This is a genomic window from Oceanobacillus sp. CF4.6 (assembly GCF_051262635.1).
Taxonomy (GTDB): domain Bacteria; phylum Bacillota; class Bacilli; order Bacillales; family Amphibacillaceae; genus Oceanobacillus.
This window is the reverse complement of sequence record NZ_JBIMEX010000017.1, coordinates 37768-54520: the sequence shown is the minus strand read 5'-3', so window position 1 is coordinate 54520 and position 16753 is coordinate 37768. Positions and strand designations below refer to the sequence as shown.

The window sequence follows — 16753 nt, the reverse complement described above, 5'->3', positions numbered from 1 at the left end:
TAAGAATGAATTTGGATAGTTGGGTAGGCTTTTTTCACAGCATAAAAAATACTCCGGCGATGTGCACGGAGTATTTTTTATATAACTTCTAGACTTTCAATTTATCACGCAATACCATGCGAAGAATACCACCATGACGGTAGTAGTCAATTTCCACGTCACTGTCAAAGCGGGCAACTGCATTGAATTTGGTTACTTTTCCTTTTTCATCCGTTGCAGTGACCTTCACTACATCTTGTGGACGAACAGTCTCATCAATTTCCACGTTAAATGTTTCTTTTCCAGTTAAGCCAAGTTTTTTAGCGCTTTTCCCTTTTTCAAACTGTAATGGTAGTACACCCATCATAACCAGATTGGAACGGTGAATACGCTCAAAACTTTCAGCAATAACCGTTTTAATGCCTAACAGATTCGTACCTTTTGCAGCCCAGTCACGGGAGGATCCCATTCCATAATCTTTACCACCCATGACAACAAGACCAGTTCCATCTTGCTGATATTTCATAGCTGCATCATAGATTGGCATAACTTCACCTGTAGGCCAGTAAGTAGTATAACCACCCTCTGTACCAGGTGCTAACAGGTTACGAATACGGATATTGGCAAACGTACCACGCATCATAATTTCATGATTACCACGACGAGATCCATAAGAGTTAAAGTTTCTCGGTGATACCCCTTTTTCCTGTAAATGTTTACCTGCAGGCATGTCTTTTGCGATTGCGCCGGCTGGTGAAATATGGTCGGTTGTAACAGAATCACCGAATAGACCAACGGCACGCAAATTGTTTAATGGTTCTACTATTCCTGCTTCTGGTGTTAAACCTTCAAAGAATGGGGGATTTTGAATATACGTTGATTCACTATCCCATTCAAATAACGGTTCATCGGTTGTTTCAATCTCGTTCCATTTTTTATTGGAAGCAAATACATTTTCATATTCTTTACGGAAGATTTCTGGCGTTACAACACTTGCAACTTCTTTTTTGATTTCTTCCGATGTAGGCCATATATCATTCATATACACCGCATTGCCATCCTGATCTTTTCCAAGCGGTTCTTTCGTTAAATCAATATCTACCGTACCAGCCAGTGCATATGCAACAACTAATGGCGGAGATGCCAGGTAGTTAGCTTTTACTAATGGGTGAATACGACCTTCAAAGTTACGGTTACCTGATAATACAGATGAAGCGATCAAATCACTATCCATAATTGCTTTTTCAATTTCCTCACGTAATGGACCGGAGTTACCGATACAAGTCGTACAGCCATAACCAACCAGGTTGAATCCAAGCTTGTCAAGATACGTTTGTAATCCTGCATCTTCAAGATAACGAGTAACAACCTTCGAACCCGGTGCCAATGAAGTCTTTACATAATCTGGTACTTTCAAACCTTTTTCAATAGCTTTTTTAGCCACCAAACCTGCTCCAAGCATTACATATGGATTGGATGTATTTGTACAAGATGTAATTGCGGCAATTGCGAGTGCACCTGTTTTCATTGTGCTCGTTTTACCGTTAGGATGCTGTACAATTACCTGTTTATCAAATTCTGATTTGTCCATTCCAAACCCTTGGTTCCCTTCAGGTGCTGTAATTGCTTTGTTGAATTCTTTTTGCATATTGGATAAAGAAACTAAATCCTGAGGACGTTTAGGTCCGGAAAGATTTGGTTCTAATTCAGAAAGATTAATCTCGATAACCTTCGTATACTCTGGGTCCGGTTGATCAGATGAATACCATAGATCATTTGCTTTACAATATGTTTCCACTAAATCAATCTGGTCTTCACTACGACCAGTAAGACGAAGATAATTTAATGACTCTTCATCAACTGGGAAGAATCCACACGTTGCACCGTATTCTGGAGCCATATTGGAGATCGTAGCCCTATCAGCCAACGGCATATCTTCCAATCCAGGACCAAAATACTCCACAAATTTCCCTACAACACTTTGTTCACGGAGAACTTGGGTTACTTTTAATGCTAAGTCAGTCGCAGTTATTCCATTAGGATAGCTACCTGTAAACTTCACACCGATAACTTCCGGTGCAGGGAAGTAAGATGGTTGGCCAAGCATTCCAGCTTCTGCTTCAATACCACCAACACCCCATCCAAGCACACCTAAACCATTAATCATAGTTGTGTGGGAGTCTGTACCTACTAAAGTATCCGGAAAGGCATCATATTCTCCGGATTCGTTTTCCAACGCATGAACAACATTTGCAATATACTCCAGGTTCACCTGATGGACGATACCTGTTGCAGGGGGAACAGCGCGATAATTATCAAACGCTTTTTGAGCCCAATTCAAAAATTCATAACGCTCTGCATTACGTTCAAATTCCAAATCCATATTTGCTTTAAGTGCACCAGCTGTACCGTATTCGTCCACCTGTACGGAGTGATCGATTACAAGATCTACTGGTACTTCTGGATTAATTTTATTAGGCTCTCCACCTAAATCAACCATTGCTTTTCTTAGAGAAGCAAGATCAACAACTGCTGGCACACCTGTGAAATCCTGTAGAATTACTCGAGATGGCTTAAATGGAACATCTGTCCCAATTCCTTTTTTGGTCCCCCATTTTGCGAGCTCTTCAACATGTTCGTCTTTGATTTGACGACCATCATGTTGACGTAATAGTGATTCTAAAAGTACACGGATGGAAAATGGCAAGCGCCCTACTTTACCAACTCCTGATTCTTCCAAGCTTTTTAATCGGTAATAATTATACGTTTTCCCGTTTAAATCAAACTGTTTTTTAGCGTTATAAACATTGCTATCAGTCATAATGTTACCCCTTTCATTTCCTACTGTTTCGCCAAATTCCCCACTTCTAGTAAGGTCATCATTCGACAAACTTTTCCCTTTTTAAAAATACGCTTCATCATTAATATTTAATTAGACCTTTAATACTTATAATATAGGAATCTACACGATAAAACAAATGATTATCGCAAACTACTATATATAAATATGTTATGTATAATGATAACCTTTGCTTATAGCAAATTAAGATGCAACTAATAACAAGTTATCATAATAATTTAATCAAAAACCTTATTTAGAAAACCCAATTGAAAGGTACTTCCTTTTATTGTATTTTGTTTAATTTTTAAAGTTGCATTATGGGAGTCAAGAATCTGCTTTGAGATTAAGAGCCCCAAGCCCGTACCACTTTGTTTCGTGGTAAAGAAAGGTTCACCAAGTTTATGTAGGATGTCATCTGGTATGCCGTTTCCTTCATCCGCTATTGAAACATCAACGCTCTCGTGATTGCAATTCACTGAAAGGGTAATTTTCCCCACTGTATCCATTGCTTCAATCGCATTTTTAACCAAATTAATTAATACTTGCTTAATTTGGGAACGATCACAGTATATTTCTCCATGAATTGGTTGTTGAACAACAAGCTCAATATTTTTTAACTTTGCTTGTGGCTGCAGCAGTACAATCACATCTTCAATCATCTGTTCCACGCTTTCTTTTCGTCTGTTTTCCGTTAAGGGCTTCGATATAAATAACAGTTCCGATGTTATTGCTTCTATCTTATCGATTTCGTCAATCATGACATGGAAATATTCTTCTTTGTGACTAACCCCAGCCTGCAATAGTTGTAAGAAACCTTTTAACGATGTTAAAGGATTGCGAATTTCATGGGCTATTCCTGCAGCCAACTGACCAGCAATTGTCATTTTTTCAGAACGAACCATCATTTCCTCTGTTTCCTTTTTATAAGTAATATCTTTCAAATATGCTAAAATATAAGTGTCCGCCCCATCCACATACTGTTCAAACTTACAATCCAGTAATATATATTTCCCGTCGTTATTAAGAACATTTATATTCACATTCTTTTTATCACCAGGATATTCACGTACCTGTTTTCTTACATATTCAACATCTTTTATAGGGATTCTTTCATACCAATACGTGCCAATCAATTCTGAAACTTTATAACCAATAATTTTTTCAATTGCTGTTGTTACATATAGCAACTTTCCATCCGTATCTGCTAAAATAAACACTCCGTCACTATTCATATTAATCCATTCCAAAATACGATGCGGCAGTTCAGACACATCCTTGATATAGCGCAGATTATCAGATTTCTTATCGCATTTATGAGATATATCGTCATTATTATTTATTTCCATACTTGTTCCCCCTTCCAAAATTACATTTTTCTATATATATGTATGATTATGGCGAATAGAATATGATACTTGTCTATACGGATTGTTGACATTATAATAAGCGGAGAAGCTCTTTTTAAATCTAATTATTATTAGTAATCTTACTACAAATATAATGAAAAATAAATTAATTATTAAAATATTAACTAATATTTGAAAAATAAAGGTTAAACTTAGAAAGAATTAGGTGAAGAATATGTCAGTAATAATTGTACTATGGGGATTTTTGCTTATTAGTCTAATGGCTATCGGCGGGTTTTTTATGTTCCGAAAATTTCTCAAAAAACTGCCGAAAGATGATGGGAAATCAGTTATGGATTGGGAAGAATTTTATATGGAAAAGACCAGACACATGTGGGAGACGGAAGAAAAAGAATTACTAGAAGAATTAGTATCACCTGTTCCTGAACTATTCAGGGATGTAGCAAGACATCGAATAGCTAGCAAGATCGGAGAAATTACGTTAGAGAAAGAACAAGACTATATTAGTCAACGCACATTAATCGAAGGTTATATCCTAGCAACACCAAAACGTGACCATAAATTTTTGAGAAAAAAGCTGAAACAAAAGAGGATCGATGTTGAACCGTATGAATATCTTTTTAAATTATCAAAATCCAATTACAATGAAAACTGGGAAACAAAATATAAATAAAAGATAATGCGCTTAACATAACAGTTAAGCGCATTATCTGTAACTCAGCTTTTTTAATTGCATAAATTGATACAGCATTGTAATCCTCCAAGTGAAAATCATTCCAAAAGCGAGCATAAAGAACATCCCACTCGTCTCACCGAAGGAAATCTGACTACCTATAATTAGTTTGATAATTATTCTAGCAACCAGAAGAGCAATTAAAATAATAGGAAATGCCTTAGACGGAATTAGAAAAATATCATTGCCTCTTATTTCAAACTTAGATGATCTAATAAGGAATATTGAAAAGATCATGCCTGCTAGAAAAGCCTCGAGTACTTGAATCCAAGAAATTTGGAACACCGGAAAAGCAAACATCAGGGCACCTGTACTCATAAAGAGTGGTGGCAGAATTATTTTTTTTACTGAAGCCGGTTTTTTCGCTGCTTTTAATCGGACTACTATCATTGCGGCAGCCATGAATGCTGCGACAACCGTACTTGCAATTAGCCAAAACATATCATATCACTCTCTCGTAAACAAGTGTCACTATAACAGTATATTAATCAAGGGAATTCGCAAGTTATTGATCTTCTGCAATGGTTAAAATAATTGTCATTACGACACCAACAACAGTAAAGTAAACACCGAAGTCAAACAGCATTGCGGTAGCTAGTTCCACTTCTCCAAATATAGGAAACGTAAAGTAACCAAATGTTTGGGATAAAAATGGTACATTAAAGATAAATGAACCAACGCCAGTTCCAACTGCAATAAGTAATCCAATTGGAATAAGCATCGTAAAATTGATTGGTAGCATTTTTCTTACCGTATTCATTCCATATGCCATATTTAACAGTAAAATCGCTCCGGATGTCATCAAACCACCAACAAACCCACCACCAGGTGAATTATGCCCCGCAAATAGTAAATATACTGCAAACCCCAAAAGGATAAAGGCAATTAATGATGTTGTAGTTTGTAAAATCATATTGTTTGGTTTGTACATAAATATATTCCCCTTTATAGCGCATGTGATATATATAATACTAATATATCATCAGTTAAAAATCCATTAAAACCCCGAAAAACCAAACCATCCTGCTAAAAATGCAGTAAGTTTTGTCATCCAATCAAAGAACAAGGCAATACCCATAAATATCATTACCCAGCCGCCGATTTTCACTATACGTGAACTGTGTTTTTTTATCCAGCTTAACTTTCCTATAAAAAAGGATAAAAGTAAGAATGGAATTGAGAATCCTAATATATAACTGATCATCATAACCATCCCTATGTCAGGATTGGTTGCAGCCAAAGAAAGTACAATAGCTAAAATTGGACCTGTACACGGAGTCCAGCCAAGAGAGAAAGCCATCCCTATTATAATAGAACCAAAAAATCCTGCTGGGCGGTTTTTGAAGTTTATTTTTCTGTCTTTCATTAGAAATTCAAAATTTAATACACCCACAATTACCAGGCCAAAGAATATGATTAAAATTGCACCAATCTGTCGAATCATATCTTGATAAGTTAACAGGAACTCGGAGATATGGGTCGTTGTAAAACCAATCATTATAAAAATACTGGAAAAACCGATCAGAAAACATATCGTATGTATTAAAGCTTTCTTGTTCATCCTCTTATTGTCATCATTGAGTTCGCTTACACTCATTCCGGTAATATAAGATAAAAACACCGGATATAGTGGCAGCACACAAGGCGATATAAAGGATAAGAATCCCGCTCCAAACGCGAGAAATATATTTATCTCTGACATAAAAACCCTCCTATCTGTCCATTATCAATTTTAACAGATACAGCGGTAAAATAAACCAATTGAATTTGACAAAAAGAGGAATATTTTAAACGACTTGAACGGATACACAATTTTAGATAAATAAAAACCACTTTTTCTGCTACAGTTGTATCAGAAAAAGTGGTTAGGAAGTAAAATAAACCAAAATAATTGCTAATAGTACGATGAAAAATTATTCAATATGAAAATTCATGTATATTAAAACGATGCGATAACACCTGACGATTCAGGTGTTACTTCTCGCTTTGGCTATTCATGGAACGCATCATTTGATTAATTTTCTTTTGAGATGGCTTTTGCCCCATTTGCATCATTAAAGTTCGAAGCATCTGCTCATTAATCGGTGGATTCTTTTTCAGATAGTTCATCATATATTTTCTTGCAATAAAAAAACCAAGAGCAACACCAGCAATTAATGCTGCTATAGCAATTAGTACGACCCAAATTGTGCCCATTTCTAGATTTTCCTCCTTCGTGTTGTCTCTTATACAGTATATTAAATTAGCGGTAAGAATACAATACTTGTCTTACCCTATCACTATTTTTTTGAATGATCGGAGAAATCCAGCCATAATTTGGTACATTTTTTCCTTTTACAAACAGATAAGGGTAAAAGTCACGTATAATAGGAAATAATAACATAACGGCTTCTTGTAGATTCTTGCATTTGAAATTTAATAACCCATTTTCTATCTGGACCAGGATGGACTGATCTTTTCGTTTAATATGTATGATTTGTCCAACCGAATGAACAGTTATATTTTTTGGTGCAAGATTATTCAAGTGAGAAATAATTTCCTGATACTGAACTTGACGAGTAATGTATAAGTACTGGGATTTCAAATCACTTCTGCTCGGTTCAGCTTCATATTCTTTCAAAAATCGTAATAGGATATCACTTTTATGAAAGTAACTTTTGGCAACTTCTTCTTCAATCCAATAAATAGAGTACTCATTCATTTCTATTCCTCCCTCTTATCCTCTATTATAAATAAAAAGGGAACAAAATCTTGTCACTTTATAATGCAAATTTCAACTACTTTTGTCGAATCAAGAGGGGATTACTTACGGATGCGCTTTTTGATATAAAAAAGCAAAAAGATGGCTCCAGACGGAACCATCTTTTTATGCTATTTTAAAACTTTTTCAACATGACTGATTACATTTTCTACTGTAAAGCCATATTCTTCGATCACTTTATCGCCATTAGCAGAAGCACCGAAACGATCTATTCCGATAACAGCTCCTTGGTCACCAACATAACGTGCCCAACCAAATGATGAAGCCATTTCGATTCCAACACGCGCTTTCACTTGTGGTGGAATTACTTCGTTCTTATATGCCACGTCTTGTTGTTCAAAACGATCCCATGATGGCATACTTACAACACTTACATCAATACCTTTTTCTTTTAGAGCTTGTTGAGATCTTACTGCAAGCTGCACTTCAGAACCCGTTGCAATTAGTAGTGCATCAGGTGTTTCTTTATCTGATTTACTTACTACATAGGCACCTTTTTTAACACCTTCATATGCATTTTCTTTTGTACCTTCTAGTGTAGGTAAATTTTGTCTTGTTAAAACTAATGCAGTCGGCTGATCAGTAGATTCGATTGCAAGTCTCCATGCTGCCTGTGTCTCATTTCCGTCAGCTGGTCGTATCAATGATAGTCCAGGAATGGCACGCAATCCTGCTAATTGTTCGACAGGTTCATGTGTTGGCCCATCTTCTCCAACCGCAATAGAATCATGTGTAAACACATACGTAACCGGCACATTCATGATAGAAGCTAAACGAATTGCTGGTTTTAAGTAGTCACTGAAGACAAAGAATGTACCAGCATATACGTTGAGACCACCGTGTAATGCCATACCATTTAGTGCTGCACCCATCGCATGCTCACGTACACCAAACCAGATGTTTCTGCCTGAATAGTCTTTACGCGTGAAATCAGCATCATCATTCAAGTTCGTTTTATTTGAACCTGCTAAATCTGCACTTCCTCCGAAAAGATTAGGAACTGATTTTGCAATTGCATTTAGAACTTCACCAGAAGATGCACGTGTTGCAAGTGCTTTTTCTTCAGGCTTGTATACAGGAAGCTCTTTGTCCCAATTAGCAGGTAGTTCACCTTTTAATGCTAATTCAAATTCCTCTGCAAGTTCTGGATATTTTTCTTTATAGTTTTCAACTAATTTATTCCACTCGGATTCTTTTTCTATACCATTGTCCACAATTTTCCCTTTAAAGTCTGCATATACCTCTTCAGGTACGTGGAAATCTTCATGTGTCCATTTATAATATTCTTTTGTTAACTTCACTTCATCCAATCCAAGTGGTGCACCATGGGAGGATGCAGAAGCAGATTTATTTGGTGAACCATAACCAATAATCGTTTTAATTTCAATTAAAGTCGGTTGTTCTGTGTTAGCTTGAGCCTCTTTAATCGCGCTTCGGATTGCATTTAAATCGTTACCATCTTCTACTTGGATAACCTGCCAACCATAAGCTTTAAAGCGTTGATCTGTATTATCAGAGAAGGAACGGTTTAAATCACCATCAAGTGAGATATCATTGGAATCATATAGTGCAATTAATTTACCTAAGCCTAAATGTCCTGCAAGTGATGCAGCTTCATGGGAAATACCTTCCATCAAGTCACCGTCACTAACAAGAGCATATGTAAAATGATCTACAACAGATATGTCCTCTTTGTTAAATTTTGCTCCAAGATGTGCTTCCGCCATTGCCATTCCGACAGACATTGAAAGACCTTGACCAAGTGGACCGGTTGTAGCTTCAATACCATCCGTATGGTTTACTTCGGGATGTCCTGGTGTTCTTGAATCCCATTGGCGGAAGTTTTTTAAATCGTCAATTTTAACGTCATATCCGGATAAGTGGAGCAAGCTGTAAAGCAACATAGAACCATGTCCGGCAGATAGTACAAATCTATCTCTGTTAAACCATTTTGAACTTTTCGGATTGTGATTCATAAAATCCGTCCAAAGTGTGTATGCCATCGGTGCTGCCCCCATAGGTAGACCTGGATGACCTGAATTAGCTTTTTCTATTGCATCAATAGATAATGTACGAATCGTATTAACTGATAACTGTTCGATATTTTCTGACATAATATTACTCCTTCCATTTTTTAAGGAAATTAAGTATCCACATACATTCTATAATGAAATGTCGTTTGCAACAAGTAATTTCTTATAATTAGTTTATCAACCAAATTAACTTGAATGATTATTAAATATATTTTTAGTATTCTTAGTGTTTTTTGTTTCTTTCCTGAAGGTCTCGAACTTTTTGTGGGGTTACATCATTGCCTTCAGGATCTACGACGGTCATTGATTTAAACTGATTTTTGAATGAGCCTCTAACATTATTTAAATACTCTTCTCTCAGTTTTTTTTGTTCCACTTTTTCCTCATCGGATAAACCTTCATTTTTAGATTTTTTTGCCAATATATTAATCCGCTCCAGCTTTTCTTTCGATAGCATTTTTTTACCCTCCCGGTAAATTTAACAAAATTAAAAAGGCGGGAATTTTGTATATTCCTGCCTTTCCATCGTACTCTACCAAGATTGGATATTCAAGTATTTTGAGCTTCCCTATATCTCCTATGTACGGTAGCTTTAGATACATGATAGCCTAAACCGTTTAGCGTCTTAGTTATTTCATCAAAGGTAAGTTTATTTTCGCGTAGACGGATAACCTCTTCAATTGGAAAAGAAATACGTTCCTTGCCCGGAGCCTTATTGTTATTGGAAAGGTTGCGTCTCGGATCATATCCTTCACTTACTGCTTTTTTCATACCTCTTTTTATTTTCATATTATGAATTTTACGTTGATATTCTTCGACAATGCCTACAATCTGAAGCACCATTGAATCCGACTCCGTCAATTCCAGTTCACCATCATGAATTGCCGTATAAATGGAGATATTTAATTTTTGAAGCTGGTGAAATAGAGCGATTTTCGTATTCCCTCTGCCGAGTCTTGTTTCATCCTGAATCAATAAGCAATCCGCTTTCTTTTCAGAAAAATAATCCAACATTTTAAATATACCTTCCCGCTCGATTTCGTATCCACTCACCTGTTCTTCAATAGAGTCGATGACAGTAAAATTATATTTATCGGCAAGTCGGAGCAATTCCTGTTTTTGCCGCGTCAATGATGTTTCCTGTGTTTTCTTGTCTGTACTGACACGACAGTATATTACTGCATTCAAACCAATGCCCCTCTTTCATTAAAATTTACCCACTAATAATCATGGAAAAGTATAGGAAACCCAATGATAATGCAAAAGCAACTAAATAGAAAGCATCCGTTTTTGAAATTTTTTCAAACATGGTATAGTCCCCCTTTGAATTTTTTAGAACTATTGTTCGCCTATTTAAAGTATACTACCGAACATATGTCCTGTCAACGAATTTTAGAACGAATGTTTGCTTATACAATAATAAAATGGTAAACTATCATTAATAAATCCTATGTGAGAGGTGAGCACTAGATGACAAAACTTTCAAAAAGACAGCAAATGATTCTTGATTTTATAAAAAGTGAAGTTAAACAAAAAGGTTATCCACCCTCCGTTCGTGAAATAGCAGTAGCTGTTGGTCTTGCTTCAAGTTCGACCGTACATGGTCACCTGGAAAGAATAGAAAGCAAAGGTTTCATTCGAAGAGATCCTACCAAACCGAGGGCAATAGAAATTATCGACCTAAACGAAGAGAATCAGATCCCGAAAAACGAAGCACGCTATGCTCCTGTAATCGGTAAGGTAACTGCAGGGCTTCCTATTACAGCAGTTGAAAACATCGAGGAGTTTATTCCACTTCCTAGTTCTACTGCCAGTCCTGATGACAATTTATTTGTACTAGTCATTGATGGTGAAAGTATGATAGAAGCGGGAATACTTGATGGCGATATGGTAATCGTGAAACAGCAAAACACAGCTGATAACAGTGATATTGTAGTTGCTATGACAGAAGATAATGAGGCTACGGTGAAGCGTTTCTTCAAGGAGAAAGGCCATATACGTTTGCAGCCTGAAAATGCTACTATGGACCCTTTAATCTATCCTAATGTAACCATCTTAGGAAAAGTAATCGGGTTATACAGAAACATCCATTAACAAAAAGAGAGGCTTTACCAAATGTTGGTAAAACCTCTCTTTTTGTTTTCTATTATATAAAGGCAAAGCAGGAAGCTTCGGAAATCTAAAGGTCCCTATGGAGATGTCATACTTTTTCATACGTTTTATTATTCTGGTACTCAATAATTTTTTGATCCATTACTTTCCCATTTTCTACAATAATTGCGTTACTTAAAACTTCATTTTCTTTAACTCTGTCTTCGATAATAATATCAATATATTTAACTAGTTCTTTTCCAAGAATCTCAGAAACCGTATAGGCAAATAAAGCTGGGGAATGATCGACGATATAGTGAAGTACACCATCCACTATATAAGTTGGATTTTCTATTGATGTAGGAACACTCGATTCAATACCACCTTTTCGATCACAACTTACATCAATTATCATTGATGGTTTCTTCATTATCAAAAGATCCTCTTTATATATTAAATGATCATCTCTATTAATATCCCATAAAACCGCATTTACAACAACATCGTAACTCCCTAGCTCTTTTCTTAATAATTTCTCCATATTTCTATCGTATACAGTTACATCTGCACCTAATGAAGTTAATATTCTTGACGCTCCCCTAGCACTGTTTCCTCTTCCTATCAAAGCCACTTTGCAATCATATGGCATTTTTCCAAACAGGGAAAAGGCATGTAGCACCGAAGCTTCTCCAGCCATTTCATTATTTCTCCAGAAACTATGTCGACCTTGTTCAAACATATTCTCCCACGCTATTGCGGTAAGGCCATTTCCTGTTAATATATCAGTTATTTCTTGACTTTGTACCGTATGCACCCAACCAAATATTGTTTTTCCATGACTAAGTTCGTTTAAATAGCTAGCATCCCCTACTTTAGGATCACAGATTACATCTATGCTCAATATTTCACGTTTGGAAACAACGTTTGCTCCTGCTGATCTATAATCTTCATCTGTATAACCTAGCAAGTTACCATAGCCACTTTCAAAAAATAAAAATTTTTTATTTTTAATAGAAGCAATATGATGAGGTAATAAAGCTCTCCTTTTTTCATTTTCTTTCGTACTCATTAAAAACCCAATCTTTTTCATGTCAGTCATTCCTCCAATAGTTTTTATTAATTGAAAAACTAATCGATCCTTCACACCTGAAATGACTCTTTTACGTTATCTTTTGTATTTCACTTTACTAAAGTAAAGTATTAACTATTGTCATTGATTTTAGATAGCATCCGTATGCTTGTTACCATTTGCTACCAAACTACCTCTTTAGTATAACACAACTTCGAATAATTCCAGTGTACTAATACAAAAATATAATTCGAATCTAATATTTCAGTTTATTTATTCCTGAAACCTTGTTATTATTGCTGAACACTAATCCTTGGTACTACTTAAAAAAGAAAGGATTGACTCTTCAATCTCTCCTTTCTTAAGCTTATTATTTATATTTTAATAATTTTAACCCACCTCTGATTTACGAGGATGAAACTTCAATTATTCCGATCATGCCGGCCTCTGCATGCCCTGGGATTGTGCAAATATAACTGTATTCACCAGGAGAAACCGGAGTAAATGAAATTTCCTGTTGCTCTCCTGCCATGCTATGAACATGAATTTCATCATTATTCTTTTGGTGATTATGTGAACTATTCACTTCTTTTATTTTCAACTCATGTTCCAATTCTCCGATATTATCTAGAGTTATCGTTATCTCTTCTCCGGCTATTATCTGTGTATGACTTGGGGAAAAAGAGTATTCGTCAGCCTGTATCACTAAGTTGTTCGTACTCATACTGTGATGGTTGTTATTGCTATTCGGTGAATGTGAAGATGGAATCACTGATCCCATCTGATTATATCCGATAATAAAAAGTACAAATACTACGGTCATGACAACAGGATGACTCAGCAATAATGTGGGCTTTTTATAAATTCCTGTTGCATTAATTGAAACAGAATAATGATTGTACCGGTCAATAACAGGAACATGATTCTTATTAAAGTATTTTGGTGCTCAGGAGCAATCATTTCCCCTAGCATCGCACCCATCATCCCACCCATCATTCCCGCTAATGTTCCGTCTAAAACCGCCATCAAACCAATCGGCAAACCTGCAAGGAAACCGGCTGCAATTCCTATTATCATCGCCAATAGAGTGGAGGAAAACAAATCGCCTGCCAGTAGAATGCCAAGTATTACCCCCATGGTTAACCCAACACCCATCCCCAGTACCATCGAAATCATCATTCCGGTCATCACTGTTATTTTCTTTCGGTGATAGATAGTATTCCATATAATCCAAATCGTTAAAATAAAAATACCTATGAATGTAACATATAGTGAATTTGGCATCTATAATTCCCCTTTATGAATCTCGTCCTAATGGTTCATTATATGAAGAATAAAAACGTTCATTCATGGGAAATCATTTTCCTAAGTTTATTTTTTTACGCCGCTTTCAAATTTCTTTGTTTGTCACAGTAGACTTGCGATATATAAGGAAAAAGAGATGAAAAAATAACTATTCTAACTGTTATTATAGGAGTTATCTTTTTAGCCGCATGTTCAGATGACAACCGTTAACTATAATAACTTTGAGGAGTTTTATAGTGATATTGGGATTGACGTCAAATGGAAGGGATTTAGTAAAAAGACTAAGCAGGAACTCTACTTAGTCAATGAAAACCTAGTTTTATTTTAATCAATCTTCAACAATTGAGCATTAATTGCACAAACAATTGTGCTTAATGACATAACTACTGCCCCAATTGCTGGAGTTATCACAATGCCAATATTATACAAAACACCAGCAGCTAGAGGAATGGCAACAATATTATATCCAGCAGCCCATCCTAAGTTCTGAACCATTTTTCTACGACTTGCTTTAGACAGCTTAATTATATTTAAGATATCTACTGGATTACTATTTACTAGTACAACATCAGCAGTTTCAATTGCAACATCCGTACCAGCACCTATTGCAATACCTAAATCAGCCTCCGCTAAGGCAGGCGCATCATTAATTCCGTCACCAATCATGGCAACTTTTTTTCCACCTTGTTTTAACTCCTTCACATTATTCGACTTTTCATGTGGTAGAACTTCTGCAATCACTTTTGAAATCCTGAGTTTTTCACCTACATAATTTGCTACTCGGCTATTGTCTCCAGTCATCATTACTGTTTCTATACCACGTTCATTCAATTCTTTAATGACTGTGTAAGACGATTCTCTGATAATATCTGCTAAGGCGATCATTCCCTGCAGTACATTATCCTTTAGTACAAAAACAACTGTTTTCCCTTGCTGGGCAAGTTTTTCATAGGTTTTTTCTTCAAAAGAAATCTTCTTCGCTCTCATAGCTCCTGGACTAATAACTGCGATTTCTGAATCATTTACGTTAGCCGTTAATCCTTTCCCAGTTAAGTTTCTGTAATCTGTTACATGGTAGGAGTCTATGTTTCGTTCTTTTCCTTCTTTCACAATACCTTTTGCAATTGGATGATCCGATTGTGTTTCAACAGAGTAAGCTAATTTCAATAATTCTTCCTCATTTACACCATTGCTTGGATGTACATCCGTCACACCGAAGTTTCCCTCCGTCAACGTACCAGTCTTATCAAATACAACACGATCCACTTTCCAAGCACTTTCAAATGGGGTACGATTGCGAATTAACAATCCTTTTTTCGCTGCGATTGATGTAGATCTTGAAGTAACCAACGGACCTGCTAGACCTAGTGCATGTGGACAAGCAATAATCAGGACCGTAACCATTCTCTCTAAAGCAAATTCAAAATCACCGGTTATTGCCCAATAAGCTAATGTTATGGCTCCCGTGACGATTGCAACATAAAATAGCCATTTGGCAGCAATATCGGCAAATCCTTGGGCTTTTGATTTCGTTTTCTCAGCGTCACTAACTAATTGAATCACTTGAGCAAGGTACGTATCATTACCTGTTTTACTAACTTTTATTTTTAGTACACCTTCACCGTTCACCGCACCACCAATAGCTTCCATACCAGGTCCTTTTTCGACAGGAACAGATTCTCCAGTAAGCATGGATTCATCAACTGTTGATTCCCCTTCAAAAATTTCTCCATCTAGTGGAATCTTTTCTCCAGATTTAACTAAAATTTGATCGCCTGGTAACAACTCTTCAACAGAAACTTCTACAATGTTTCCAGAAGCATCCAGTTTATGTGCTTCCTTTGGCATAAGTTTTATTAACTCTTCCAGGGCTTTCGAAGCACCCATAATCGATTTCATTTCAATCCAATGTCCGAGCAACATAATGACAATTAACGTAGCCAATTCAAAGAAGAAGTCACTACCTTCAATGAAGAAGGCTGTCAATGTACTATATACATATGCGGTTACAATAGCTAAAGAAATTAACATCATCATTCCTGGGGTTCTTGCTTTTAATTCATCCCATGCACCTAGTAAGAAAGGTTTACCACCATAGAAAAAGACAATCGTTGAAAGTAAGAATAATAATAAAGTGTCACCAGTAAAGTTAACTTCATATCCAAAAAGCATTTGAATCATTTCTGACAAATAAGAAATTGGTATCGCCAAAACGAGGGATACCCAGAAGCGCTTTTTAAAGTCTTCAATCATATGTTCATGATGACCTGCATGGCTGCTTCCATGTCCATGCCCACCGTGATGGTGGTGTTCATGTTCGTTGTTGTTCTCATGTCCTTCATGCGAACTATGTTCATGTTGATTAGGAGGATGATTCACGTCTCCCCCATGTTCGCTACCATTGTGATGATCAAGTTTGCTGTGATTGTGTGTCTCATGACTTTCATGTTCACTATGATGGTGATGTGAATGACTTTGCTCATTATGTCCTTCATGCTCATGAAGGTGTTTATTCTTTCCGTTACCTTGCTTTTCCATTGTTTTCACTCCTTCAATCATTCTAGTTTGAGAAG

At 36.3% G+C, this 16753-nt stretch carries 16 protein-coding genes; 2 read left to right on the top strand and 14 right to left on the bottom strand.

Annotated features, from left to right (window positions below; genetic code table 11):
* Nucleotides 1–88: 88 nt before the first annotated feature.
* Together acnA and ACHABU_RS19390 are read right to left on the bottom strand one after the other, a co-directional pair.
* A complete protein-coding gene (gene acnA, locus ACHABU_RS19395) occupies nucleotides 89–2800 on the bottom strand; it encodes an aconitate hydratase AcnA (protein ID WP_435766608.1) in 2712 nt (903 codons plus the stop codon).
* Nucleotides 2801–3057: 257 nt separating this feature from the next.
* Nucleotides 3058–4167, bottom strand: coding sequence for an ATP-binding protein (locus ACHABU_RS19390; RefSeq protein WP_435766607.1), 1110 nt, complete (start codon nucleotides 4165–4167; stop codon nucleotides 3058–3060).
* A 235-nt stretch (nucleotides 4168–4402) separates the two neighbouring features.
* Between ACHABU_RS19390 and ACHABU_RS19385 the strand changes: the two genes are divergently transcribed.
* Nucleotides 4403–4861: a DUF2621 family protein gene (locus tag ACHABU_RS19385; RefSeq protein WP_435766606.1), complete on the top strand. Its 459-nt coding sequence runs from the start codon at nucleotides 4403–4405 to the stop codon at nucleotides 4859–4861.
* Between the two features lie 33 nt (nucleotides 4862–4894).
* Here ACHABU_RS19385 and ACHABU_RS19380 read toward each other — a convergent pair whose 3' ends face one another.
* From ACHABU_RS19380 to ACHABU_RS19345, 8 genes are all read right to left on the bottom strand, one after another.
* Nucleotides 4895–5362, bottom strand: a complete 468-nt coding sequence (locus ACHABU_RS19380) for a CcdC family protein (RefSeq protein WP_435766605.1) — start codon at nucleotides 5360–5362, stop codon at nucleotides 4895–4897.
* Nucleotides 5363–5426: 64 nt separating this feature from the next.
* Nucleotides 5427–5852 carry a Na(+)/H(+) antiporter subunit B gene (locus ACHABU_RS19375; protein ID WP_435766604.1) on the bottom strand — a complete coding sequence of 142 codons (426 nt, stop codon included), beginning with the start codon at nucleotides 5850–5852 and terminating at the stop codon, nucleotides 5427–5429.
* Nucleotides 5853–5918: 66 nt separating this feature from the next.
* Nucleotides 5919–6623, bottom strand: coding sequence for a cytochrome c biogenesis CcdA family protein (locus ACHABU_RS19370; protein WP_435766603.1), 705 nt, complete (start codon nucleotides 6621–6623; stop codon nucleotides 5919–5921).
* A 272-nt stretch (nucleotides 6624–6895) separates the two neighbouring features.
* The gene (locus ACHABU_RS19365) at nucleotides 6896–7117 is read right to left on the bottom strand and encodes a YneF family protein (RefSeq protein ID WP_435766602.1); all 222 of its coding nucleotides are present in this window, start codon (nucleotides 7115–7117) and stop codon (nucleotides 6896–6898) included.
* Between the two features lie 46 nt (nucleotides 7118–7163).
* Nucleotides 7164–7622, bottom strand: a complete 459-nt coding sequence (gene sirA, locus ACHABU_RS19360) for a sporulation inhibitor of replication protein SirA (RefSeq protein ID WP_435766601.1) — start codon at nucleotides 7620–7622, stop codon at nucleotides 7164–7166.
* Between the two features lie 170 nt (nucleotides 7623–7792).
* Entirely contained in the window at nucleotides 7793–9796 is a 2004-nt protein-coding gene (tkt, locus tag ACHABU_RS19355; protein ID WP_435766600.1) for a transketolase, read from the bottom strand.
* A gap of 142 nt (nucleotides 9797–9938) precedes the next feature.
* Nucleotides 9939–10172 carry a DUF896 domain-containing protein gene (locus ACHABU_RS19350; RefSeq protein WP_435766599.1) on the bottom strand — a complete coding sequence of 78 codons (234 nt, stop codon included), beginning with the start codon at nucleotides 10170–10172 and terminating at the stop codon, nucleotides 9939–9941.
* A 92-nt stretch (nucleotides 10173–10264) separates the two neighbouring features.
* Entirely contained in the window at nucleotides 10265–10903 is a 639-nt protein-coding gene (locus tag ACHABU_RS19345) for a YneB family resolvase-like protein (RefSeq protein WP_435766598.1), read from the bottom strand.
* Between the two features lie 282 nt (nucleotides 10904–11185).
* Between ACHABU_RS19345 and lexA the strand changes: the two genes are divergently transcribed.
* Entirely contained in the window at nucleotides 11186–11809 is a 624-nt protein-coding gene (gene lexA, locus ACHABU_RS19340; protein WP_435766597.1) for a transcriptional repressor LexA, read from the top strand.
* 106 nt (nucleotides 11810–11915) lie between these two features.
* Here lexA and ACHABU_RS19335 read toward each other — a convergent pair whose 3' ends face one another.
* The 4 genes from ACHABU_RS19335 to ACHABU_RS19320 form a co-directional block, all read right to left on the bottom strand.
* Nucleotides 11916–12896, bottom strand: coding sequence for a N(5)-(carboxyethyl)ornithine synthase (locus tag ACHABU_RS19335; RefSeq protein WP_435766596.1), 981 nt, complete (start codon nucleotides 12894–12896; stop codon nucleotides 11916–11918).
* Between the two features lie 385 nt (nucleotides 12897–13281).
* The gene (locus ACHABU_RS19330; protein WP_435766595.1) at nucleotides 13282–13656 is read right to left on the bottom strand and encodes a plastocyanin/azurin family copper-binding protein; all 375 of its coding nucleotides are present in this window, start codon (nucleotides 13654–13656) and stop codon (nucleotides 13282–13284) included.
* A 56-nt stretch (nucleotides 13657–13712) separates the two neighbouring features.
* Nucleotides 13713–14159: a hypothetical protein gene (locus ACHABU_RS19325; protein WP_435766594.1), complete on the bottom strand. Its 447-nt coding sequence runs from the start codon at nucleotides 14157–14159 to the stop codon at nucleotides 13713–13715.
* 345 nt (nucleotides 14160–14504) lie between these two features.
* Nucleotides 14505–16718 (bottom strand): copper-translocating P-type ATPase, encoded by a 2214-nt coding sequence (locus tag ACHABU_RS19320; RefSeq protein ID WP_435766593.1) that lies wholly within the window; start codon nucleotides 16716–16718, stop codon nucleotides 14505–14507.
* Between the last annotated feature and the right edge of the window lie 35 nt (nucleotides 16719–16753).